Annotated in this window: 17 protein-coding genes; 9 read left to right on the forward strand and 8 right to left on the reverse strand. The window is 63.2% G+C overall.

Annotated elements, in window-relative coordinates; all coding sequences use genetic code 11:
• The first annotated feature begins 47 nt into the window (after positions 1–47).
• The 3 genes from AR689_RS17955 to AR689_RS17965 are packed head-to-tail and all read left to right on the forward strand — an operon-like array spanning position 48 to position 4,851.
• On the forward strand, positions 48–1,418 hold the full coding sequence (locus AR689_RS17955; protein WP_062072302.1) for an MFS transporter: 1,371 nt from the start codon (positions 48–50) through the stop codon (positions 1,416–1,418).
• Between the two features lie 6 nt (positions 1,419–1,424).
• On the forward strand, positions 1,425–3,083 hold the full coding sequence (locus tag AR689_RS17960; RefSeq protein ID WP_062072306.1) for a 5-oxoprolinase subunit B/C family protein: 1,659 nt from the start codon (positions 1,425–1,427) through the stop codon (positions 3,081–3,083).
• Positions 3,084–3,090: 7 nt separating this feature from the next.
• Entirely contained in the window at positions 3,091–4,851 is a 1,761-nt protein-coding gene (locus AR689_RS17965; protein ID WP_062072308.1) for an acetyl/propionyl/methylcrotonyl-CoA carboxylase subunit alpha, read from the forward strand.
• 78 nt (positions 4,852–4,929) lie between these two features.
• Here the strand turns inward: AR689_RS17965 and AR689_RS17970 are convergent, their stop codons facing one another.
• Complete coding sequence (locus AR689_RS17970; RefSeq protein ID WP_062072310.1) at positions 4,930–6,177, reverse strand: D-arabinono-1,4-lactone oxidase; 1,248 nt, start codon at positions 6,175–6,177, stop codon at positions 4,930–4,932.
• A gap of 128 nt (positions 6,178–6,305) precedes the next feature.
• On the opposite strand from AR689_RS17970, the gene AR689_RS17975 reads away from it, so the two are divergent.
• The gene (locus tag AR689_RS17975; RefSeq protein WP_062072312.1) at positions 6,306–7,310 is read left to right on the forward strand and encodes a LacI family DNA-binding transcriptional regulator; all 1,005 of its coding nucleotides are present in this window, start codon (positions 6,306–6,308) and stop codon (positions 7,308–7,310) included.
• Positions 7,311–7,344: 34 nt separating this feature from the next.
• Here the strand turns inward: AR689_RS17975 and AR689_RS17980 are convergent, their stop codons facing one another.
• The 3 genes from AR689_RS17980 to AR689_RS17990 form a co-directional block, all read right to left on the reverse strand.
• On the reverse strand, positions 7,345–8,340 hold the full coding sequence (locus AR689_RS17980) for a bile acid:sodium symporter family protein (RefSeq protein ID WP_062072314.1): 996 nt from the start codon (positions 8,338–8,340) through the stop codon (positions 7,345–7,347).
• 165 nt (positions 8,341–8,505) lie between these two features.
• Positions 8,506–10,002 (reverse strand): SulP family inorganic anion transporter, encoded by a 1,497-nt coding sequence (locus AR689_RS17985; protein WP_062072316.1) that lies wholly within the window; start codon positions 10,000–10,002, stop codon positions 8,506–8,508.
• A gap of 22 nt (positions 10,003–10,024) precedes the next feature.
• On the reverse strand, positions 10,025–11,131 hold the full coding sequence (locus AR689_RS17990) for a GTP pyrophosphokinase (RefSeq protein ID WP_062072318.1): 1,107 nt from the start codon (positions 11,129–11,131) through the stop codon (positions 10,025–10,027).
• A 110-nt stretch (positions 11,132–11,241) separates the two neighbouring features.
• Here AR689_RS17990 and AR689_RS17995 point away from each other — a divergent pair, with 110 nt between their 5' ends.
• Together AR689_RS17995 and AR689_RS18000 are read left to right on the forward strand one after the other, a co-directional pair.
• Positions 11,242–12,063: an alpha/beta hydrolase gene (locus AR689_RS17995; protein WP_062072320.1), complete on the forward strand. Its 822-nt coding sequence runs from the start codon at positions 11,242–11,244 to the stop codon at positions 12,061–12,063.
• 41 nt (positions 12,064–12,104) lie between these two features.
• Positions 12,105–13,040 (forward strand): carbohydrate kinase family protein, encoded by a 936-nt coding sequence (locus AR689_RS18000; protein ID WP_062072321.1) that lies wholly within the window; start codon positions 12,105–12,107, stop codon positions 13,038–13,040.
• 3 nt (positions 13,041–13,043) lie between these two features.
• Here the strand turns inward: AR689_RS18000 and AR689_RS18005 are convergent, their stop codons facing one another.
• Complete coding sequence (locus AR689_RS18005) at positions 13,044–14,105, reverse strand: glutathione S-transferase family protein (protein ID WP_062072323.1); 1,062 nt, start codon at positions 14,103–14,105, stop codon at positions 13,044–13,046.
• 93 nt (positions 14,106–14,198) lie between these two features.
• On the opposite strand from AR689_RS18005, the gene AR689_RS18010 reads away from it, so the two are divergent.
• A complete protein-coding gene (locus tag AR689_RS18010) occupies positions 14,199–15,008 on the forward strand; it encodes a Cof-type HAD-IIB family hydrolase (protein WP_062072324.1) in 810 nt (269 codons plus the stop codon).
• 170 nt (positions 15,009–15,178) lie between these two features.
• On the opposite strand, the gene AR689_RS18015 is transcribed toward AR689_RS18010, so the two are convergent.
• Positions 15,179–16,126: a methyltransferase family protein gene (locus AR689_RS18015; RefSeq protein WP_062072326.1), complete on the reverse strand. Its 948-nt coding sequence runs from the start codon at positions 16,124–16,126 to the stop codon at positions 15,179–15,181.
• Positions 16,123–16,989: an SDR family oxidoreductase gene (locus AR689_RS18020; protein ID WP_062072328.1), complete on the reverse strand. Its 867-nt coding sequence runs from the start codon at positions 16,987–16,989 to the stop codon at positions 16,123–16,125. The genes AR689_RS18015 and AR689_RS18020 overlap by 4 nt, the downstream gene beginning before the upstream one ends.
• 135 nt (positions 16,990–17,124) lie before the next feature.
• Here AR689_RS18020 and AR689_RS18025 point away from each other — a divergent pair, with 135 nt between their 5' ends.
• Positions 17,125–17,397, forward strand: a complete 273-nt coding sequence (locus tag AR689_RS18025) for a hypothetical protein (RefSeq protein WP_062072330.1) — start codon at positions 17,125–17,127, stop codon at positions 17,395–17,397.
• Positions 17,398–17,410: 13 nt separating this feature from the next.
• Positions 17,411–18,208, forward strand: a complete 798-nt coding sequence (locus tag AR689_RS18030; protein ID WP_062072331.1) for a glycerophosphodiester phosphodiesterase family protein — start codon at positions 17,411–17,413, stop codon at positions 18,206–18,208.
• A 31-nt stretch (positions 18,209–18,239) separates the two neighbouring features.
• Here the strand turns inward: AR689_RS18030 and AR689_RS18035 are convergent, their stop codons facing one another.
• On the reverse strand, positions 18,240–20,000 hold the full coding sequence (locus tag AR689_RS18035; protein ID WP_062073870.1) for a glycoside hydrolase family 2 protein: 1,761 nt from the start codon (positions 19,998–20,000) through the stop codon (positions 18,240–18,242).
• Positions 20,001–20,080: the final 80 nt, after the last annotated feature.

A 20,080-nucleotide genomic window follows, 5' to 3' on the forward strand; every position in this document is an offset into this window, starting at 1 on the left:
CCCATCCCGGGCGCTCCGCACCATCCCTCATCCCCCCGGAGGACATCATGACCAGCACCAACAACGCATCCAAGGCAGTGACAAGGAAGCCACCGCCCGGTGCCATCAAGGCGTACGTCGCAAGTCTCACCGGAACCTCGCTTGAGTACTACGACTTCGCAATCTACTCCGTGGCCTCGGCCCTCGTGTTCCCCAAGATCTTCTTCCCCGGCAACGACGAATTCGTGGCGTTGCTCCTCTCCTTCTCAGCCTTTGCAGTTGGCTACCTGGCCCGGCCGATTGGTGGCGTGATCTTCGGACGCCTGGGAGACAAGATTGGCCGTAAGTACGTCCTGGTGTTCACGCTCGTCCTGATCGGCGTGGCCACGGTCCTCATCGGCGTGGCCACGGTCCTCATCGGTGCGCTGCCGGACTACTCGGTGATCGGCGTCGCGGCCCCCACCATTCTTGTGTTGCTGCGTTTGGCGCAGGGCATTGGCGTTGGCGGCGAGTGGGGCGGTGCAGTGCTGCTGTCCAGCGAATTCGGCGACCCCAACAAGCGCGGCTTCTGGTCTTCCGCGGCCCAGATAGGCCCGCCCGCCGGCAACCTCATGGCCAACGGTGTTCTCGCCATTCTCGCCGCTTCCCTGAGTGAAGAGGCCTTCCTCTCCTGGGGCTGGCGCGTAGCCTTCCTGGCTTCCGCACTCCTGGTGGTCTTCGGCCTGATCATCCGGCTCAAGCTCGAAGAAACCCCTGTCTTCAAGGCCATCCAGGCCCACGGGGATCGCCCCAAGGCTCCCATCAAGGAAGTGTTCACCACCCAGCCCAAGGCCTTGGTGGCAGCAGCGCTTTCCCGTGTGTGCCCTGACATCCTTTACGCGCTGTTCACCGTGTTCGTGGCGGTCTATGCCACCAAGGAACTGGGCATGACCACCGGCAACGTTCTGTCTGCCATCTTGATCGGCTCCGCATTCCAGCTCTTCCTGATCCCCGCGGCCGGAGCACTGACGGACCGTTTCAACCGTCGCTGGGTTTACGGAATCGCCGCAGCTGCCACAGCTGCTTACATTCCCCTGTTCTTCCTCATGATCCAGGGCAAGTCCGTCGCCATGCTGACAGTCGGCACCGTGATCGGCCTGGCACTCCACGCCTTCATGTACGGCCCCCAGGCGGCCTTCATCACCGAGCAGTTCCCGGCCAGGCTCCGCTACGCCGGCAGCTCGCTGGCCTACACCCTGGCTGGCGTCATTGGTGGAGCCGTTGCTCCCATCATCTTCACCGCACTGTACGGCGCTGCGGGCGGCGGCTGGTACCTGATCGCCGTTTACATCCTGGTGGCCGCTGTTGTCACGATTGTGGGCATGCTCCTCGGCCGCGACCCCAAGCCGGAAGAAGATGTCCGGCTGATGCAGGGGACGCACGCTCAGCCGGCGGCGTAACGAACAATGGAAACCGTGATGCACACAGCCACAGCCAAGAGGGTTCGCTCCGTCAGGCCCGTCGGCACCCGCGCCGTGCTGGCCGAACTGGATGGCCTGCAGGATGTCCTTGCGCTGCAGGACATGCTCAACAAGTCCCCGCTTCCCGGCCAGGTGGACGTTCTTGCCGCCGCGGAGACGGTGATGGTGGTGGGGGAGTCCGCGGCCGCCACCCGCGCCATCGGCGCACGGCTCCTGGAATTGGAACTGTTTGCTCCGGAGGTTACTGACTCCGGGCTGGTGGTCATCGATACCGTGTACGACGGCGAGGACCTCGCCGACGTCGCGGAGCTCACCGGACTGAGCCTGGAGGGCGTCGTCGCGGCGCACACGGGCCAGGTCTGGACCGTAGCCTTCGCTGGCTTCGCGCCCGGGTTTGGATACATGGTGAGCGAAAACGAGGCCCTCACGGTTCCACGGCGCTCTTCCCCGCGGACAGCCGTTCCTGCTGGATCGGTGGCTCTCGGTGGACAGTATTCCGCGGTCTACCCCCGCCGTTCGCCGGGCGGTTGGCAGTTGATCGGCCGGACCGGCGCACGGATGTGGGATCTGGACCGGGCCCAGCCGGCCCTTGTCCGGCCCGGCGATCGGGTGCAGTACCGGGCCGTCCGTGAGGTGGTGACGGCTAGTGATTCTCCAGTGGGCGAACCTGACAAGGAGCACCACACTGAGTCCGGACTAAGGATTCTCAATCCGGGTGCACAGAGCCTGATCCAGGACCTCGGCCGCAGGGGTTACGGTGCACTGGGCGTCTCTGCTGCCGGGGCCTTGGACAGGGCCTCACTGCGCAGGGCCAACCGGTTGGTGGGGAACGCTGCTTCAGCTGCGGCCATCGAATCCGTCAATGGTGGGCTCACCGTGGAAGCCGTTGGCGACCAAGTAGTTGCTGTGACAGGCGCGCCGGTCGCGCTGACTATCGAGTCGCCGTCGTGGGTTGGGTCCGACGACGGCGACGTCCAGCCGGGCGCGTCCCGGACCGTCCCCATGGCCGCACCGTTCGCGTTGCTCGACGGCGAAGTGCTCACCTTGGGTGCTCCCGAGTCGGGGTTCCGGAACTACGTGGCGATCCGCGGCGGCGTTGATGTGCCGCAGGTTTTGGGTAGCCGCTCGGCGGACACCATGAGTGGAATCGGGCCGGCACCATTGGTCATCAGGCAGGTCCTCAATGCCGGGGACCACACGGCGTCCACGGCGGTTGGTGCGCCCGAGCTGCAGCCCGACTTCCCCGGCACAGGCGTCACGGTACTGGACGTTGTCCCCGGGCCGCGTGCTGACTGGTTCAACCAAGAAGCCCTGGATTCCCTCTGCAGCCAGGAATGGCTGGTCACCCCGCAGTCCAACCGGGTGGGCATGCGCCTGGATGGCACACCGCTGAAGCGCACGCGGGAGGGCGAACTTCCCAGCGAGGGCACCATGGCCGGCGCCCTCCAAATTCCGCCTGCCGGACTGCCCGTCCTGTTCCTGGCCGACCACCCCATCACCGGCGGTTACCCGGTGATCGGTGTGGTGCGCGATGAACACCTTGATCTCGCCGCGCAGGTCCCCCTTGGCGGAAAGATCCGGTTCCGGTTCGTTCCGGATTCGCCGGACGCCTCCACGACTTTTACGAAGACCCCAGAGAAGTGAGTATTTGATGCGCAAGGTCCTGATCGCGAACCGAGGCGAAATCGCAGTCCGCGTCGCCCGAGCCTGTGACGACGCCGGCATCCTGTCGGTGGCCGTTTACGCAGACATCGATGCCGATGCCATGCACGTTGGCGCTGCCGACGAAGCCTACAGCCTGGACGGAAACTCGCCGGCTGACACGTACTTGAACATGGGAAAGCTGCTTGCCGTTGCGAAGAAGTCCGGCGCGGACGCCGTCCACCCCGGGTACGGTTTCCTGTCCGAGAATGCGGACTTTGCCCAGGCAGTGCTCGACGCCGGCCTTGAGTGGATCGGTCCCTCACCGGAGTCGATTCGTCAGTTGGGCAACAAGATCACGGCCCGCGAAATCGCCGTCCGCGCCGGAGCTCCGTTGGTTGCAGGCAGCGACGGACCGGTTTCGTCGGCCGCTGAAGCCCGTTCCTTCGCGGAGGAACACGGGCTCCCGCTCGCCATCAAAGCGGCGTTCGGTGGTGGCGGCCGCGGGCTGAAAGTGGTTCGGGAGCTCGCCGAGGTTGAGGAAGCGTTCGATTCCGCGGTCCGCGAAGCCGTTGCTGCGTTTGGTCGTGGCGAGTGCTTCGTGGAGCAGTACCTTGACCGGCCGCGGCACGTGGAAGCCCAGATCATTGCGGACAAACCAGGCAACGTGGTTGTAGTGGGCACCCGCGACTGCTCCCTCCAGCGCCGTCACCAAAAGCTGGTGGAAGAGGCCCCGGCTCCGTTCTTGAGCGATGAACAGCGGCAGCGAATCTATGAGGGCTCAAAAGCCATTGTTCGCGAAGCCGGCTATTACGGGGCCGGAACGGTGGAGTTCCTGGTGTCCGCCGATGGCGCCGTGGCCTTCCTCGAGGTGAACACGCGGCTCCAGGTTGAGCATCCCATCACAGAGGAAACTGCTGGGATTGACCTCGTGCAGGAGCAATTCCGCATTGCCGCAGGTTTGCCGTTGAGCATCACGGAGGATCCTGTTGCGCGGGGCCACTCGTTCGAGTTCCGCATCAACGCCGAAGATGTGGGCCGCGGGTTCTTGCCGTCCCCGGGCACAGTGGCCTCCTTTGAGGCGCCGACAGGCCCGGGCATCCGCTTGGACACAGGGGTGCGGTCCGGCTCATTCGTGGCGCCGCAGTTCGACTCCCTGTTGGCCAAACTGATCGTCACCGGAGCTGACAGGCAGCAGGCCCTGCGCCGTGCGCGCCGTGCACTCGCCGAAATCAACATCACGGGGCTGGCCACTGTCCTGCCGTTCCACCGGGCCGTTCTGGAATCCGATGACTTCACATCGGTTGCCGGCTTGAACATCCACACCCGCTGGATAGAGACCGACTTCGCAGACCAGATTCCCGTGGATCCCGAATACAGCGTGGTTGCCCCGGAAGGGCGGCGGCGGACCATCACCGTTGATGTGGACGGCAAACGCCTGGCTGTTGGACTTCCGGCGGACCTTTTGGAGGGCTGGGCTCGATCCGGTCAGGGACTGCCAGCTGCCTCGGACGTGACGGGGCTGCCGGGTTCTGTCACTCGTGGAGACTCTCCCGCCGAATCGGCCCTCGTCTCCAGCATGGCCGGCACTGTTGTGAAATGGCTCGTTGAACCTGGTGCTGACGTAGCTGCGGGTGACCCTTTGGTGGTTCTGGAAGCCATGAAAATGGAAACCCAGGTCCCCGCACACCGCTCAGGTACGCTCTCCGAAGTCCTTTCCGCACCCGGCGGTGTGGTCACGGCTGGCGCAGTCCTGGCTCACATCTCGTAGATCGCGTTCTTCCGTTGCCAACCCGCTTTTCCGTCGCTGGGCAGCAACGGAAAAGCGGGTTGGCGACGTGGTTAGTGGCTAGGACCTAACGGCTACGCCCAGCACGCTGTCCAGCAAGCCGTTCCGGAACTTGCCCGAAGGGTCATTGGCCTGAACCAGGGCCCGGAAGTCCTCGAACCGAGGATACAAAGAAGCGAAGTCGTACTGGCCGGGGGTAAAGAGCTTGCCCCAGTGCGGGCGTGCACCGAACGGCCGCAGCGCTTCCTCAAGCTCGGGCAGCACTGCTTCCACCTCGGTCTGCAGCGGTTTCCACGTGAAGTGCAGCGCCACGCTTTGCTGCTGGTAGAACGGGCTGAGCCAGAACTCATCTGCTGCCACGGTGCGGATTTCAGAAACGAACAGGAGCGGCGCGAGCTTCTGGGCGAGTTCCCGGACAGCCTGCAGCGCGGCCGGCGCCTGATCCAGGGGCAGGAGGAACTCGCTTTGGAGTTCCTCGCCGTTGCTCGGCGTGAACTCGTGACGGAAGTGCGGCAAGCGGTCCAGCCACTTCCCTGCGACGTCCAGCTGCTCGGTGCAATTCTCTGCAGACATGTCCGGCAGGGGATGCATGGCCGCCGTCGCCGGTGTTGCTCCGAACAGGTCCGGTAGCGGGGCCTCGGTGTCCAGTGCTTTGAGCCAGACCTGGGGAATGGTGTCGCCCGTGTAGTTGGTGAAGAAGCTGACGCTGTAGGCACTGGATGCGATGGCCTGGAAGTTTCCTAAAGCATGTTCCCATGACAGGTTGGTCAGCACGCGCTGCCGGACCTCGTAGCTCGGCCGGACCGCCAGTTCCAGCCCTGTGACGATGCCAAGTGCGCCCATTCCCACCACGCTGGCGAGGAATTCGTCGTCGTCCGCTGTAAGGGTCACCAGCTCGCCGGAGGCGCGCACCAAGTCAACGCTGACGACGGCGGCAGCCAAGGAGGGATTGTTGACCCCACTGCCGTGCGTGCCGGTTTGGATAGCGCCCGCAACGGAGATGTGCGGGAGGGAAGCGAGGTTGTGGATCGCGTAGCCCTGTTCCTCAAGTGCCCGGCCCAGAGCCCCGTAGCTGATGCCACCACTGACCTTGACCGTGCTTTTCGCGGTGTCCAACACCACTTCCTGGGGGAGGGCATCGAGCAGGATGTGAGTTCCGTCGGTGTCTGCAACGGTGTTGAAGGAGTGCCGGGAACCAAGGGCTTTGATACGGGTTGCATGAGTTACGAGCTCGCGCAGCTGATCCACGGTGGTGGGCCGCTGAACGTCCGCTGACGAGTACTCAAGATTTCCTGCCCAGTTCTTCATCGAATGATCTCCCGCTTGTATTTGTAGACTCCCGCAATTGTTAACGTTCACAACTAATTGCGTCAAGAGGAGTCCAACTCCGTAGCGGATAGAGTTCAAGGAATCCGCTGTCTACCAGGAGTCGCAACGTGAGCAAGGGATCCAAGCCCACCATTCGGGATGTGGCCAAGGCGGCGGACGTCTCGCTGACCACGGTGTCCTATGTGCTCTCGGGTCGCCATGGTGGCACCACCCGTATCAGTCAGCCCACGCAGGACCGTGTTTTGGCAGCAGTCAAGGAACTCGGATATGTGCCTAATCAGGCCGCGCGGGGGATGCGCCGGGGCAGGACGGACGTAGTGGCTGTGGCCATCGGAAACCTTGAGTGGCCGTGGGACCGGGCACTCGCCACGGCTGCAGCAACGATCCTCCCGCAGCACGGCTACCAACCGGTGATCCTCCTCGGCGACGACTGGCGGAAGTTCATGATGTCCGGCGGCGCCGATGGCGTCATCATCGGCTACTTCCCTGAGGCGAAATCAGAGGATAAAACCGTCACGGAGCTGGCTCGGCGCGGCGTTGCCCAAGTGGTCATCTCAGGGACCATGGAGCCTGCTGGATTCGATGTCCTGGCTCCTGAATCCGACGCCGGACTCGAAGAGTGCATGGAGTTCCTCACTGCGTCGCACCGCAGAATCGGCTGCATCCGGAGGGCTGACCCTACCGGCCGGCCGAAGAGCCGCTTTGCTGCCTACGCAGCCGGGCTGGAAAAAGCAGGGATTCACTTGGATGAGGCCTTGGTCAGGACCTCGCATCACCGCCCGGCCTCTGCGTATCAGTCTGCTCTTGAGCTGCTCCAGCTGGCGGACAGGCCCACGGCCATCCTCTGCACCGACGATATGGAGGCGCTGCAAGCGATCCGTGCCGCCTACCGTCTTGGCCTCCGTGTGCCTGAAGATGTCCAGATTGTGGGGGTTGGGAATTCCACTGAGGGGCAGGACTACGATCCCGCTTTGACTACCGTTGGCCCGGACCCGATCTTCGAGCAGGTTGTCCGCATGTTGCTGGATCGCTTGGCGGGAGCCACGCCCGTTGAGGGAGTCCGGATTGCGTCACCGTGGAAGTTGCACCGGCGCGGCACTACAAACGGCTAGCTCGTCCTTCAGCGGGCCTAGTCCTTCAGTGGGCTTAGTCCTTCAGCGGGCGGCGAGCCAGCCAAGCAGCCACGACCGCACCCGAGATGTTGTGCCACAGGGAGAACACGGCGGACGGCAGTGCGGCCAGCGCACCGAAGTGTGCGGTGGCCAGGGTCGCAGCCAGACCGGAGTTCTGCATTCCCACTTCGAATGCCAGGGCGCGGCGTGCCTTGTCGTCCAGGCGGCCGAGCTTGCCCGCCAAGTATCCAAGCCCCAGGCCGAAACCGTTGTGGAGGACTACCGCCAGGAACACGATTCCTCCGGCGGCCACGATCTTGCTGGCACTGCCTGCTACGACGATCGCGACAATCAGGGAAATCACGACGGCGGAAGCCCAGGGAAGTGCCGGGAGAACCTTCGCCACAACTTTGGAAAGGAAGAGGCGGGCGAGGAGGCCTGCGATGACCGGCAGCAGCACGGTCTTCACGATGTCCATCACCATGGCACCGGCATCGATATGCAGGAAGGACCCGGCCAGGAAGAGCGTCAGCGCGGGGGTCACGAGGGGTGCGATGAGCGTGGAAACCGAGGCGACAGCCACGGACAGGGCAACATCGCCCTTGGCAAGGAACGCCATGACGTTGGATGCAGTGCCGGAGGGGGCGCAACCAACGAGGATCAAGCCGACGGCCAGCTCCGGCGGAAGTTGCAGGAGGACCGCAATAAGCCAGCCAGCACCGGGCATGATCACGTAGTGCGCCACAATTCCCAACGCCACAGCCCACGGCCGGCGGGCCACCGAGGCGAAGTCTGGCGGGGTCAGCGTGAGGCCCATGCAGAACATGATGACGCCCAGCAGGTAAGGGACGGCAACACCCATCGGTTTGAACAGATCCGGAACCAGGAAGCCGAGAACGCCGGCAACCACCACTAGAAGCGGGAAGACCGTGACGGCAACGCGCGCAATCTTGGCTTCAGCGGCCAATGCGGCATTGACGGGTGCAGCAGGTTCTTCGGTTTTGGAGGGGGAATTGGTTGCCTCGAGCATTCATCCATGCTCACACTCGGCGCCGACGAGGAGCGAATTCGTTACATTCGCGGGGGTGTATATGTCAGATGACCGCTGTCTGTCCCCCAACTGGGTAGCAGTTCGCGTCGTTTTGAGGGCTCAGAACGACCTGATCTGCGACCTAGTTGGGTGAGGAGGGGGAGGTTAGGAGTTGAGCTTCCCGGCCAGCCGCTCACGCATGCGAACGCTCGCCTCGTTGAGCCCGATGAACTCCACCTCACGCCCATGATTCCGGTACTTCTCGGTGACCGAGTCCAGCACCGCAACCGTGGAGGCATCCCAGATGTGCGAGCCATGCAAATCGATGATCACCCGATCTATGCCCTCCGAGGAATCTTTCGCATAGTCGAACTGGGTGTACAGATCATTGGAGGAAGCGAAGAACAATTCGCCGTCAACCGTATACGTCGCAACGTTTTCACCGTTGAGTTCCAGTTCCGTCCGCTCAACGGTCGCGAAATGGGCCACCCGCCGTGCAAAAAGCACCATGGCAGTCAAGACGCCGACGCCGACACCCACCGCGAGGTTGTGCGTCGCCACTACAGCGGCAACAGTAACGAGCATGACGGCGGTTTCAGACTTTGGTAGCCGTTTCAGGGTGGAGATCCGGATGGAGTGCCAGTCGAAGGTGATCAATGAAACGAAGATCATCACCGCCACCAACGCCGCCATGGGGATCATGCCCACAACATCGCCCAGGACCACCACCAGTACCAGCAGGAAAACGCCGGCCAGGAACGTGGAAAGCCGGCTTCGAGCCCCCGAGCCCTTGACGTTGATCATGGTCTGACCGATCACCGCGCAACCGCCCAGGCCACCCAGGAAACCAGTGATGATGTTGGCGGCACCCTGGCCCCAAGAGACACGGGTCTTGTTGGAACGGGTGTCAGTGATGTCATCCACCAGTTTGGCGGTCATCAGGGATTCCAGCAGGCCCACCATCGCCATGGACAAAGCGAAGGGTGCAATGATCTGGAACGTCTCCAGGTTCAACGGAACGTTGGGCAGGAAGAACCCGGGGAGGCTGTCCGGGAGTTCGCCCTTGTCGCTGACGGTGGGAACGTCGATGTTCCCCAGAGCAGTCGCCAACGTGATGACAACAATCGCTACCAACGGCGCGGGTATGGCTGTGGTGATGCGCGGCAGCCCGAACACGATCACCAAGCCCACAATGACAATGGGATAGACCATCCACGGCACGTTGAAGAGCTCCGGCATCTGGGACATGAACACCAGGATTGCCAAGGCATTCACGAAGCCGATCATCACGGACCGCGGGATGAAACGCATCAGCTTGGTGACGCCCAGAATGGCCAGGATGATCTGGAAGACGCCCGCCAGGATGATCGTGGCAATGAGGTAGTCGAGCCCGTGTTCCTTCATCACCGGTGCGATCACCAAGGCAACGGCGCCGGTGGCCGCGGAGATCATGGCGGGACGCCCGCCCACGATGGCGGTGACCACGCCCATGGTGAAGGAAGCGAACAGCCCGATCCGGGGATCCACTCCGGCAATCACCGAAAATGCGATGGCCTCGGGGATCAGCGCCAAGGCCACCACAAGCCCCGCAAGGGATTCCGTCAGCAGGCGGCGGGGTGAGCGGAAGGTCGCCCGCAGTGACATGAGTTGCTCGGGTGTCATGGATCCTTAGAAGTGCGGTCTTTTACAGGGCAGTCTGGCGGTAGCGCTCAATCTGCTTAAGACGCCGCAGGAGGCTGTCGCGCCGCGGGTGCGGGACGACGTCGGGCGCCTCAGCGGTGAGATCAATGTGTTCGGTTCCGTACTGCCACAGCAGGAGATCGTCCAGGAGGCGGTCCGGGCCGGGGGAGTAGCGGTGGTCCAGCGCCTTGCGGACCTCGGTGATCCGGTTGGCACTGAGCAGCCCGGCAAGTTCAACGGTTTTGGTGAGTCCGTGGGCGGCGAGCAGTTCTGCAGCCCATCCCCAGTCGTCATCAACTTTACGGTCAACGTGCGGCAGGAGGGTACGCCAGACGTCACGAACCCGGTTTGGCGTCAGCGGCGAGCCACCCTCACCTTCGAGGTCCCAGTAGCTACGGACTTCCTCGTAGCGCTCGTGAAGATCCGCGAAGGCGCTCTCCACCGTCTCCAGCATGGCCGCTGTGGCCGTGAACTGGCGATCGAAATGCGGCGTCCAGGCGCGCGGGTCTTCGGCCTTGAAGCGGATGTCGTGCTCGATCTCGCTCCAGGCATGCGCAAACACGGTACGGATCTGGCATTCGAAGAAGTAGCTGCCGTTAGCGGGCATGTCCGGGTTGAAGACGTGCTGGTACTCCTTCACGGCCTCGTTCTGAAGAGTCCGCAGAATGAGGTGGCGGCTGGAGTAACCATAGGTTCCGGACTCAATGGAGCCGATATCCTTCTCGCGATCTCCACGGCAATCAAAAAGCTGGCGCTGCCGCTTGATGATGTTGGCTACCGCCGCGTTTTCCGCCGGCAGTTTGGTGATGACACGGATGCCCACCATGTCATTCAAGGTGCGGAAAGGGTCCGGAAACTTCAAAACCCGCGGACCGCCCGGCTCCAGGGGATCATCCGTGCGGGAAATCTTTTCGCGGAAAGACTCCACGGTTTTGGTCCGTCCCGTGACGAACAAGGGAGTGACCTCGGCGTCGTTCAACATGTCCCGCAAAGTGAGCAGGACATCCCGCGTGACCCGCTTCAATGCAGGGCGAACACGCTCATAGAGCGCCACGTTCGCATCCACAGAGTCACGCTGAGCCTGGTCCAGGCTGTCCCAATTGCTTGCCATGCCCCCAGCTTACGGGGCGGGTCCGACACTGAACCGAGCCACCCGCCGTCGGGGTGCCTCTAGCCAAACTACCGAATCGTCACGATAGGCTCAGTACAAAGGAGGGCGCAATGTTGCGGCACAAGTACAGCTACGGCGAACACCCCAGCCAATGGGGCGAACTCTTCATACCTGAACCGTCCAACGGAAACCATCGCGGCGCGTCCAGCGTGGCCGGTGGAATCGCCGTTGTGATCCATGGCGGCTACTGGCGCTCACAGTATGGCGCTGAGCTCGGGGAGCCCCTTGCCCGGGACCTTGCAGCGCATGGAATCACCGCGTGGAACCTCGAGTACCGGCGGGCCGGGAATGGCGGTGGCTGGCCCCATACTTTCGAGGACATCCTGGCGGGCATCGATCACTTGTCCGAAATCGCCGGTGAGCACGATCTCCAACTCGGCAAAGTGGTGGCACTTGGCCACTCAGCCGGGGGCCACTTGGCCGTCTGGGCTGCCGGACGGCAGAAGCTGTCCTCCATTGGAACGCCCGACGCCGACCGGCAACTGCAGCGAGGATCGGAGGACAACGCTGTGCACCTGACCGGCGTAGTGAGTCAGTCGGGTCTCCTGAACCTGGCGGCGGCGGAGAAGCTGAACCTCAGTAACGGCGCTGTCTGCAACCTCATGGGCGGCGATTCCCATAGATTCCCTAAACGGCATAAATACGCGGACCCTATGAGTTCACTGCCCATCAACGTCCCCGTTTATGCCGTGCACGCCACGGATGATGAGGACGTTCCCGCGAGCCAATCCGAAGCGTATGTTGCTGCGGCAACGGCGGCCGGAAGTGCGGCCCAGCTGCTGCGCGTCCCCGGCGACCACTTCGACCTCATCGATCCCAAGGCCGTGGCCTACAAGAAATGCCGCGAATTGGTGCAACGGCTGCTCTCGTAATCTGTGGTTGATGAGGGCCCGCCTCTGGCAGAGTGGTCCCCATGCTGACAGTCATTGGTGAAGCCTTGGTGGACGTCGTTCAACGCTCCTCGGGAATTGAGGCGCACGTGGGAGGGAGTCCGCTGAACGTTGCCGTCGGTCTGGCACGGCTGGATCACCCGGTGCAGTTCATTGGGCGCTACGGCCGGGACGCGTACGGCGATTCCATTGCTGCGCACCTCCGTTCCAGCTCGGTGATGGTTCCGGTTCCGCCTGACGAGAAACCAACCAGCGTGGCCACCGCGCAGATCGACGACGACGGCGCCGCCACCTACGTCTTCGACCTCGACTGGGAGCTTCCCGGACTCGCCGGACGGTTGCCGCTCATGCTGCAGGGGTCCACTCTGCTGCACACCGGTTCCATTGCAACTTTCCTGGAGCCCGGCGCCGCAGAGGTGATTGCCGCCGTCGAGCACGCCCACCCGGGCAGCACTATCAGCTTCGATCCCAATTGCCGGCCCAGCATCATCACGGATGTTGAGTATGCACGTACGCAAGCCGAGCGCTTCGTGGTGCTGTCCGACGTGGTGAAGGCCTCGGACGAAGACCTCGAATGGCTGTATCCAGGCGTTGATCCGGTGGAATCCGCACGCCGCTGGCTGTCCTTGGGCGGTGAAGAAGGGCCGGCTTTGGTGGTGGTGACGCGTGGTTCGCGTGGTCCGTGGGGCGTCTCCCGGGCCGGCGAAACCCAGATTGCCGCGCCAAAAGTGAATGTGGTGGACACCGTGGGCGCAGGCGATTCCTTCATGGCAGGGTTGTTGTCCGCCATTGTGGACCATGGCTTGGACGGCGCTCAAAACCGGTCTGATCTCCGAGCCATGTCAGTGGAAACTTTGGCAGCCATCATGGATCACGCCACTCGCGCGGCAGCTGTGACGGTGTCACGTGCGGGCGCGAATCCCCCCACGCGGGCCGAGCTCAACCACGGCCTGGGCTAGGTCCTAGCTGGCCCCGTGCCCTTCAGCCACTTCTTCGCCGGCTTTGACCGGTCCCGGGGGAGTGCCGTCACCGAACGGGCTTCCACCCAAGGATTCCCGTCCGTGATCGGTGAGCCAGCCAGATAGGTCCGGGCCCACGGGAACGATCTTGGTGGGGTTAATATCCTCGTGCACCATGTAGTAGTGCTGCTTGATCTGCACGAAATCAATGGTGTCCCCGAAACCCGGTGTCTGGAACAGGTCCCTTGCGTACGCCCACAGCGCCGGCATTTCGCTGAGCTTGTTGCGGTTGCACTTGAAGTGGCCGTGGTAGACGGCATCGAAACGGGCCAAGGTGGTGAAGAGCCGCACGTCAGCCTCGGTGATGGAGTCACCTACAAGGTAGCGCTGGCCGGTGAGTCGTTCCTCCAGCCAGTCCAAGGCAGTCCACAGCCGGTGGTACGCGGCCTCGTACGCTTCCTGGGATCCGGCGAAGCCGCACCGGTAGACGCCGTTGTTGACCTCCGTGAAGACGCGCTTGTTAACTTGGTCGATTTCCTCGCGCAGGTGTTCCGGGTACAGTTGCGGCGCTCCGGGACGGTGGAATTCAGTCCACTCAGTGGAGAAGTCCAGCGTGATGCGGGGGAAGTTGTTGGTGACTACTGCGCCGCTGGGGACGTCCACCATTGCTGGGACCGTGATGCCGCGGGGGTAGTCCGGGAAGCGGCGGAAGAATGCTTCCTGCAGGCGCTCGATGCCAAGTACCGGGTCCTTGCCATCCGGGTCGAGGTCGAAGGTCCAGGATCTGGCGTCGTGGGTGGGGCCAGGTTGGCCGAGGCTGATGACATCCTCCAAGCCAAGAAGCCGGCGGACGATCACCGTACGGTTCGCCCAAGGGCAAGCCCGAGCTGCGATCAAGCGGTAACGGCCCGGCTCCACGGGCCAGCCCGGCTCACCGTTGGGTCCGGCGGCGCCATCGCGGGTGATCCTGTCCTCGATGTAATTGGTGTCCCGGGTGAACTCGCCTCCGGTGACATATGCCCCCAGGGTGCTGTGTTCTTCGACTTCGCTGGTCTTCTCACTCATGACTTCACACTATGCCGCGCTCCCCGGACCGCGCGACCTTGGCGCGACCTTGGCGCGGCCTTGTGGGCCGGTGCGCCCACGTAGACTGGCCTCATGCGGCTCGTAGCAAGCGATATTGACGGCACCATCCTCGGTCACGACGGCAAAATCAGTGACCGGACCATCAAGGCATTCCAGGCGTGCCGCGACGCAGGGGTGGAACTCGTCTTCGTCACGGGTCGTCCGCCGCGCTGGTTGTCACCGCTCCAGGACAAACTGGGTCACAGCGGGATCGTGATCTGTTCCAACGGTGCCGTGGTGTGGGACCTCGAAACCGAGAAGGCACTTTCTTCCTGTGCCCTCGATGCGGAGTCTGTCTTTGAGGCACGCCGGATCATCAAATCCCTCCGGCCGGACGCCCTGTTCGCTGTGGAGACCCTCACGGGATTCCAGCTCGAGCCGGGCTTCATAGAAAACGAAACCAGCGAGCTCCTCGCCGAGTTCACCCCCAAACCGCTGGCCGAGACGCTCACGGCGGATGACGCCGTCGTAAAATTCCTGGCGATCACCCGCAAGAAAACGCCGGATGAGTTCCTCGCCGAAGTGCAGCCTGCCGTGGCGCACCTGGTGAGCACCACCCACTCAGCGCCACGAACCGCGATGCTGGAAATGTCCGTTCCCGGCATCAACAAGGCCGTCACTTTGGCTCAGTACGCCGAGTCGCTGGGAATCGAAGCGGCCGACGTCGTGGCGTTCGGGGACATGCCCAATGACATTGAGATGCTCCGTTGGGCCGGTCACGGTTATGCGATGGCCAGCGGACACCCGGACGCCATCCTCGCCGCCGGGCAGCAGGCGCCGCACTTCGACGACGACGGCGTGGCCCAGATTCTCGAGGCAAAGCTCACCGAGCAGCGGGTTTAGTCGGTCCCGCACCGGTGATGTCCCATTCCTGCCAGCCGGAGTTCGCGCCGGCTGGTGGAATGACGTCATGTACCTCGAACACCACCAGACTGCTGCTCATTTCCGATCTCTCCACACCAGCCCAAAGCCGCCGGCGCTGAGCAATGCCTGGGATGTGGCCAGCGCCGTGATCACGGAGGCAGCTGAGGGAGGTCCTTTCTCCAGCGGGGTATCCAGCAGCGCACTGAATCGCGGTATCGCTGGAACTCGGCACCGAACCGCTTCTCCAGGTCTGCCTCTTCGTGCGGCCGGACGGCGTAATTCCACACCAGCGAGCCCACCACCGCATAGGCGATTACCAGCCACGAACCCAGCATCAGGCCCACAGCTGCCCCTTGGGAAATTCCTGCCACAGCCATGGGGTTCCGAACCCACCTGTACGGTCCGGCGATCACCAGTCGGTTTGGCATGGCGGAGGGCAATGGGGTTCCGCTTCCGGTGGAGGACATGGTCACTGCCGAAGCGATACCCAGGGAACTGGCCAATATGAGCACTACGAGACCGGTGGGTGCTGCCGCCGAGGGGAACAGCAGGGACACGCCCCACCGCTGCTCCAACCACCATATGACTGACGGAAGGACCACCAGGAAGAATCCCCAGAAGAGGATCAACTGACCCATGGTGGCCGCCACATTGGCTGCCGTGTGGCGGCGCGGCGGTGCGGGACGGAACGCGAACGGTCCCCGCACGATCAACTCAGTGGGAACACGTCCCCGCACCAAGAGGAACAGCGCTGCCATTGAACAAGCAGCGGCGGCCGCCATGATCAGGACGCCCCACCCCGCTTCGGTAGTGATGGTGGCGTAGGCGGCCAAAGCGGCTGCAACAAGGACAGTCCAACCAGTGGCTACCACTGCTGCTGCCCTGACGCCGAGCGCCGCGACACCTGAACCGATGACGAACAAGGGAATGTCGAAGGCCGCCACAAGGACCGGGTCCAGGCTGCCGAGAGTGGCAGTGCGGATGGCCGGTGACAGGAAAACTCCTACCCACCACGCCAGCCCGGCCAAGGCTTGTACAGCGAAGTAGGCCCGGCCCCACCCTTGCGCCCGCGCAGCGGCAGGACCCTCCCGTTTCACGGGTGCCGCACGCCCTCACCGGCGAGCAAAGCGCGGTAGCCCTCTTTGTACGTGGGGAAGGTGAGCTCAAATCCGGTGGCCCGTAAACGTGCGTTGGAACAGCGCTTATCCCCGGGGTCGGCGTCAGACGCGGAGTCCGGTGCCGCCGTCGTGGGTTCCGGGCATCCCATCTCTGAGGCGAGGAACCGCATGACGTCCCCCATTTCCGCGGCGTGATCATCCACCCCTACGTAGACCGAATCCGGGGCGTCTTCCATGGTGGTGAGGTGGACGATCATGGCCGCGGCGTCGTCCCGGTGCACGCGATTGGTGTGCCGGGGCAGGGCGGGGATGACAGCCTTGCCGCTGCGGACTTGGTCGATCAACCGTGTGCGTCCCGGCCCGTAGATTCCGCCCAGCCGCAGGGAGATGGGCTGCGTGTTGGTGCCGCGCGTCCGGGTGAACAGGAGCTCTTCGGTTTCCACCAGGACCTTGCCGCTGAACCGGGTGGGCTCCGTGGGGGTGGACTCGTCCACAACAGCTCCGCCGGAATCCTTGTACACGGCAGTGGAGGAGACGAACAGGATTCGTCGCGGCTCGATCGATTGCCGTTCCAGGGCGTCCAGCACGTTCTTTACGCCGTCCAAGTAGGCCGCCCGGTAAGCCTCTTCGGTGGATGCATCGGCGGCGATGGCCACCACAACAATGTCCACGTCGGAGGGCAGTTCCGGCACTGCGACGGAGAGGTCCGCGAACGCGCCCCTGATGTGGGCGGGCAGCTTTTCAGGGGACCGACGCAAGCCCACCACGTCATGGCCCGCAGCTGCGAAGCGCAGTCCAACTTCGGTTCCAAGGTCGCCGCAGCCGGCAATCAACACAGTCATGCCCCTAGTTTGTCAGTACCGCAGTGTCATCCAGTTCCCAGCCTCCATACAACCGGCGTTCATGTTGGCTCCGTAGGCTTCCAGCCAAGGACCCGTTCGCATCGTGTCTACCAGTCGGATTTTGCAGGGGGAACCATGGCCAAGCGCAGGATCAATATCGTCAACACCGCGCCTTTGCGGCGCATCGAACCGGATCATCACTGGCGTTCGCTTCGTCAGGGCGACCGCGTCAACGTCACCCTGACTCCGGGTTTCGAGTCCTCCGGAGTTGTGGACGCCGTGACCGGCGATGCCACCGCGGTGTGGGTGGAGCTCGACGACGGTCGCGGCCGGACGCTGGTGCATATCAGCGACGGCGTGGCGATCGTTCCGCAAACAACGACGGCGGCCCTCTCGCCGGAGAGCTAAGCGCACCTTGGTGATGGGCTACGCTACGGGAGTGACGTTGCCCTACTTCCTCCGCAAGGACGGTTCAGAGGGCCCTTTGGCCTTCGCTCACCGGGGTTTCTCCCTGGATGGCTTGGAGAATTCCATGGCCGCCTTCCGGGCTGCCGTGGAGCTGGGGACCGTGCATCTTGAAACGGATGTCCACACCACGTCCGACGGCGTACTGCTGGTGTTCCACGACTCCTCCTTGGACCGCGTGACCGATTCCGTGGGCCGCATTGCCGAGCTGACCGCGTCCGAGGTTTCCGAGGCACGCATTGGCGGCGTAGAGCCGGTGCCAACTTTCGACGAGCTGGTCACTTCGTTGCCCCATGCCCGGTTGAACCTGGACGTCAAAGACTGGAACTCCGTAGGCCCCATGGCAGCGGCGATCGAGAAGCATGGCCTCCATGACAGGGTTTTGGTCACCAGCTTTTCCGATAGACGCCGCAGAGCAGTTCTGGCCAAACTGTCGCGCCGTGTGGCGTCCTCGGCCGGCAGTTCACTCATCGCGCTCTTCGTTATTCTCGGGCCCGTGCTTCCGGTTCCTTTGGCACGCAAGCTGCTCTCCGGCGTCGACGTTTTCCAGGTTCCTGTCCGCTACGGACGCTTGCCCGTGGTCACACCGGGGTTTATCCGGCGCGCACACCGACTGGGCAGGCAGGTTCATGTGTGGACCGTCAATGATCCTGTGGAGATGGAACGGCTGCTGGATCTCGGCGTGGACGGGATCGTGTCCGACCGGCTCGATCTGCTCAAGGAAGTTCTGGTGCGCCGGGGCGAGTGGGTCTAACAGAGCGCCGGGGTTTGGTGGTGACGCTCTCTCACATCCCTCGGGTTTCGATCGCGGCAGGCCGAACTTGGCTGGCACGGATTCTTTCCAGATCGAACTTGTTGCTGCGGTGGAAGGTGAAGATGCCGTTCTTCTCCTGGAACACGTCCGTGAGCTGAGTGTAGCAATAGCCAAACATGTCCGGGTTTTCCAGCAGTACTGAGCAGAGACCGTCGAAGCGGGTGTAGAACTCTTCCTCGCTGCTGACCCGCTGTCCGTAGCCCCACGATGTGGCGATGTCTGTTCCTTCCGCAGCCTGGCGGGCCTCGATTTCGTTCCACCAGATCCCGCCGAACTCGGAGACGAAGTAGGGCTGGCCGGCGTACGGCACAGAGTATTCCTCGCCGTCGGCTTTGCGGTTGATGTAGGGCTTCCCTTCAGCAAGGCCTTGCTGTTCCATGCGGAAGCGGTCGGGGTCCTGCTCGTAAGAGTGGGAGTCGTAGATGTCAGTGTCCCGGATCCGGTGTGCGTATCCGGAAGCGTCGATGACCGGCCGGGTGGGGTCAGCGAGTTTGGTGGCCAGGAACATGGCTTCGGTGACGTCGTCGAGAACTGTCAGGCGGTCGTGCAGGACTTGATGGGTCTCATTAAGCGGGCACCAGCCGATGATGGACGGGTGGTTGAAATCCCGTTTGAGAACTTCGAGCCACTGGGCCACGAAGCTCGCCGTGGGTTGCTGGTTGTGCCCCACCGTTCCTCCGCCGGAGACACCCCAGTCGCCGAACTCTCCCCACACCAAGTACCCGAGCCGGTCAGCGTGGTAGAGGAAGCGCTCCTCGAAGACCTTCTGGTGGAGGCGGGCCCCATTGAAGCCGGCGGCCATGGACAACTCGATGTCCTTGACCAGAGCCGCCTCGTCCGGGGACGTCATGAGTGACTCCGGCCAATAACCCTGATCCAGAACCAAGCGTTGGAAGACTGGCTTGCCGTTGAGCCGGACCACTTTGCCGTCCAGCGCTATGGAGCGGATGGCTGCGTAGCTGCTGACCTGGTCAACAACAGTGCCGGAGGAGTCCCGGATGCTGAGCTCGAGGTCGTAGAGGAACGGATCCTCGATGGACCAGGGGCGCAGTGATTCGGCGGGAATGCTGAGGCGGAGCGTGGGGGTGAGGTCCAGGTCGGCACGGGCAGTCGCCTCAATGCGGCCGCCTGAACCGTCAGTCAGGACCGCAGTCACCGTGTGCCCCCTTCTGTTCTGGCTGATGGGTACCTCCACGGTGATACTGGAGTCCGCCACGTTGGGAGTCATCCGCAGGCGCTTGATGTGAACCTCGGGCACGGCCTCCATCCACACCGTTTGCCAGATTCCTGTGGTCCGGGTGTATTGGCAGTGGGTGTTGTTGTACCAGGTGGCTTGTTTGCCGCGGGCTTGCATCTCATGGCGCGAATCCCTGGCCCGAACCACGATCACTGCTTCCGTTCCGGGTTCAGCAACTCCTCCCAGGTCCGCTGTGAAGGGGGTGAAGCCGCCTCGATGCCGGGCAACCTCAATTCCGTTGACCCACACGGTGGCGTCGTGGTCAACAGCGCCGAAATGAAGCAGGACGCTCTGGCCTTCCCACTCCTGCGGGATGGTCACCGTGCGCCGGTACCAAACGGCCTCCATGAAATCCACGTGTTCGATCCCGGACAGCACCGATTCCGGCGCAAAAGGAACCAGAATCTCGTTGGCGAGTTCACGCGTGGCGAGCCCGCGCTCCACACCGGAGTCGCCGGCGTCGATCTCAAAACCCCAGGTTCCGTTGAGGTTCATCCACTTCTCGCGGACCAGTTGCGGGCGGGGATGCTCGGGCTTGGGAAACGCTCGGTTGCGTGGATCAGTCAAGGGATCTC

The sequence above is a fragment of the Arthrobacter sp. EpRS71 genome, assembly GCF_001512285.1.
Classification (GTDB): domain Bacteria; phylum Actinomycetota; class Actinomycetes; order Actinomycetales; family Micrococcaceae; genus Arthrobacter.

Coding starts and splice junctions, on each gene's coding strand:
- AR689_RS17955 (WP_062072302.1), top strand. CDS start 48: ATGACCAGCACCAACAACGCATCCAAGGCAGTGACAAGGAAGCCACCG.
- AR689_RS17960 (WP_062072306.1), top strand. CDS start 1,425: ATGGAAACCGTGATGCACACAGCCACAGCCAAGAGGGTTCGCTCCGTC.
- AR689_RS17965 (WP_062072308.1), top strand. CDS start 3,091: ATGCGCAAGGTCCTGATCGCGAACCGAGGCGAAATCGCAGTCCGCGTC.
- AR689_RS17970 (WP_062072310.1), bottom strand. CDS start 6,177: ATGAAGAACTGGGCAGGAAATCTTGAGTACTCGTCAGCGGACGTTCAG.
- AR689_RS17980 (WP_062072314.1), bottom strand. CDS start 8,340: ATGCTCGAGGCAACCAATTCCCCCTCCAAAACCGAAGAACCTGCTGCA.
- AR689_RS17985 (WP_062072316.1), bottom strand. CDS start 10,002: ATGACACCCGAGCAACTCATGTCACTGCGGGCGACCTTCCGCTCACCC.
- AR689_RS17990 (WP_062072318.1), bottom strand. CDS start 11,131: ATGGCAAGCAATTGGGACAGCCTGGACCAGGCTCAGCGTGACTCTGTG.
- AR689_RS17995 (WP_062072320.1), top strand. CDS start 11,242: ATGTTGCGGCACAAGTACAGCTACGGCGAACACCCCAGCCAATGGGGC.
- AR689_RS18000 (WP_062072321.1), top strand. CDS start 12,105: ATGCTGACAGTCATTGGTGAAGCCTTGGTGGACGTCGTTCAACGCTCC.
- AR689_RS18005 (WP_062072323.1), bottom strand. CDS start 14,105: ATGAGTGAGAAGACCAGCGAAGTCGAAGAACACAGCACCCTGGGGGCA.
- AR689_RS18010 (WP_062072324.1), top strand. CDS start 14,199: ATGCGGCTCGTAGCAAGCGATATTGACGGCACCATCCTCGGTCACGAC.
- AR689_RS18020 (WP_062072328.1), bottom strand. CDS start 16,989: ATGACTGTGTTGATTGCCGGCTGCGGCGACCTTGGAACCGAAGTTGGA.
- AR689_RS18025 (WP_062072330.1), top strand. CDS start 17,125: ATGGCCAAGCGCAGGATCAATATCGTCAACACCGCGCCTTTGCGGCGC.
- AR689_RS18030 (WP_062072331.1), top strand. CDS start 17,411: ATGGGCTACGCTACGGGAGTGACGTTGCCCTACTTCCTCCGCAAGGAC.
- AR689_RS18035 (WP_062073870.1), bottom strand. CDS start 20,000: ATGAACCTCAACGGAACCTGGGGTTTTGAGATCGACGCCGGCGACTCC.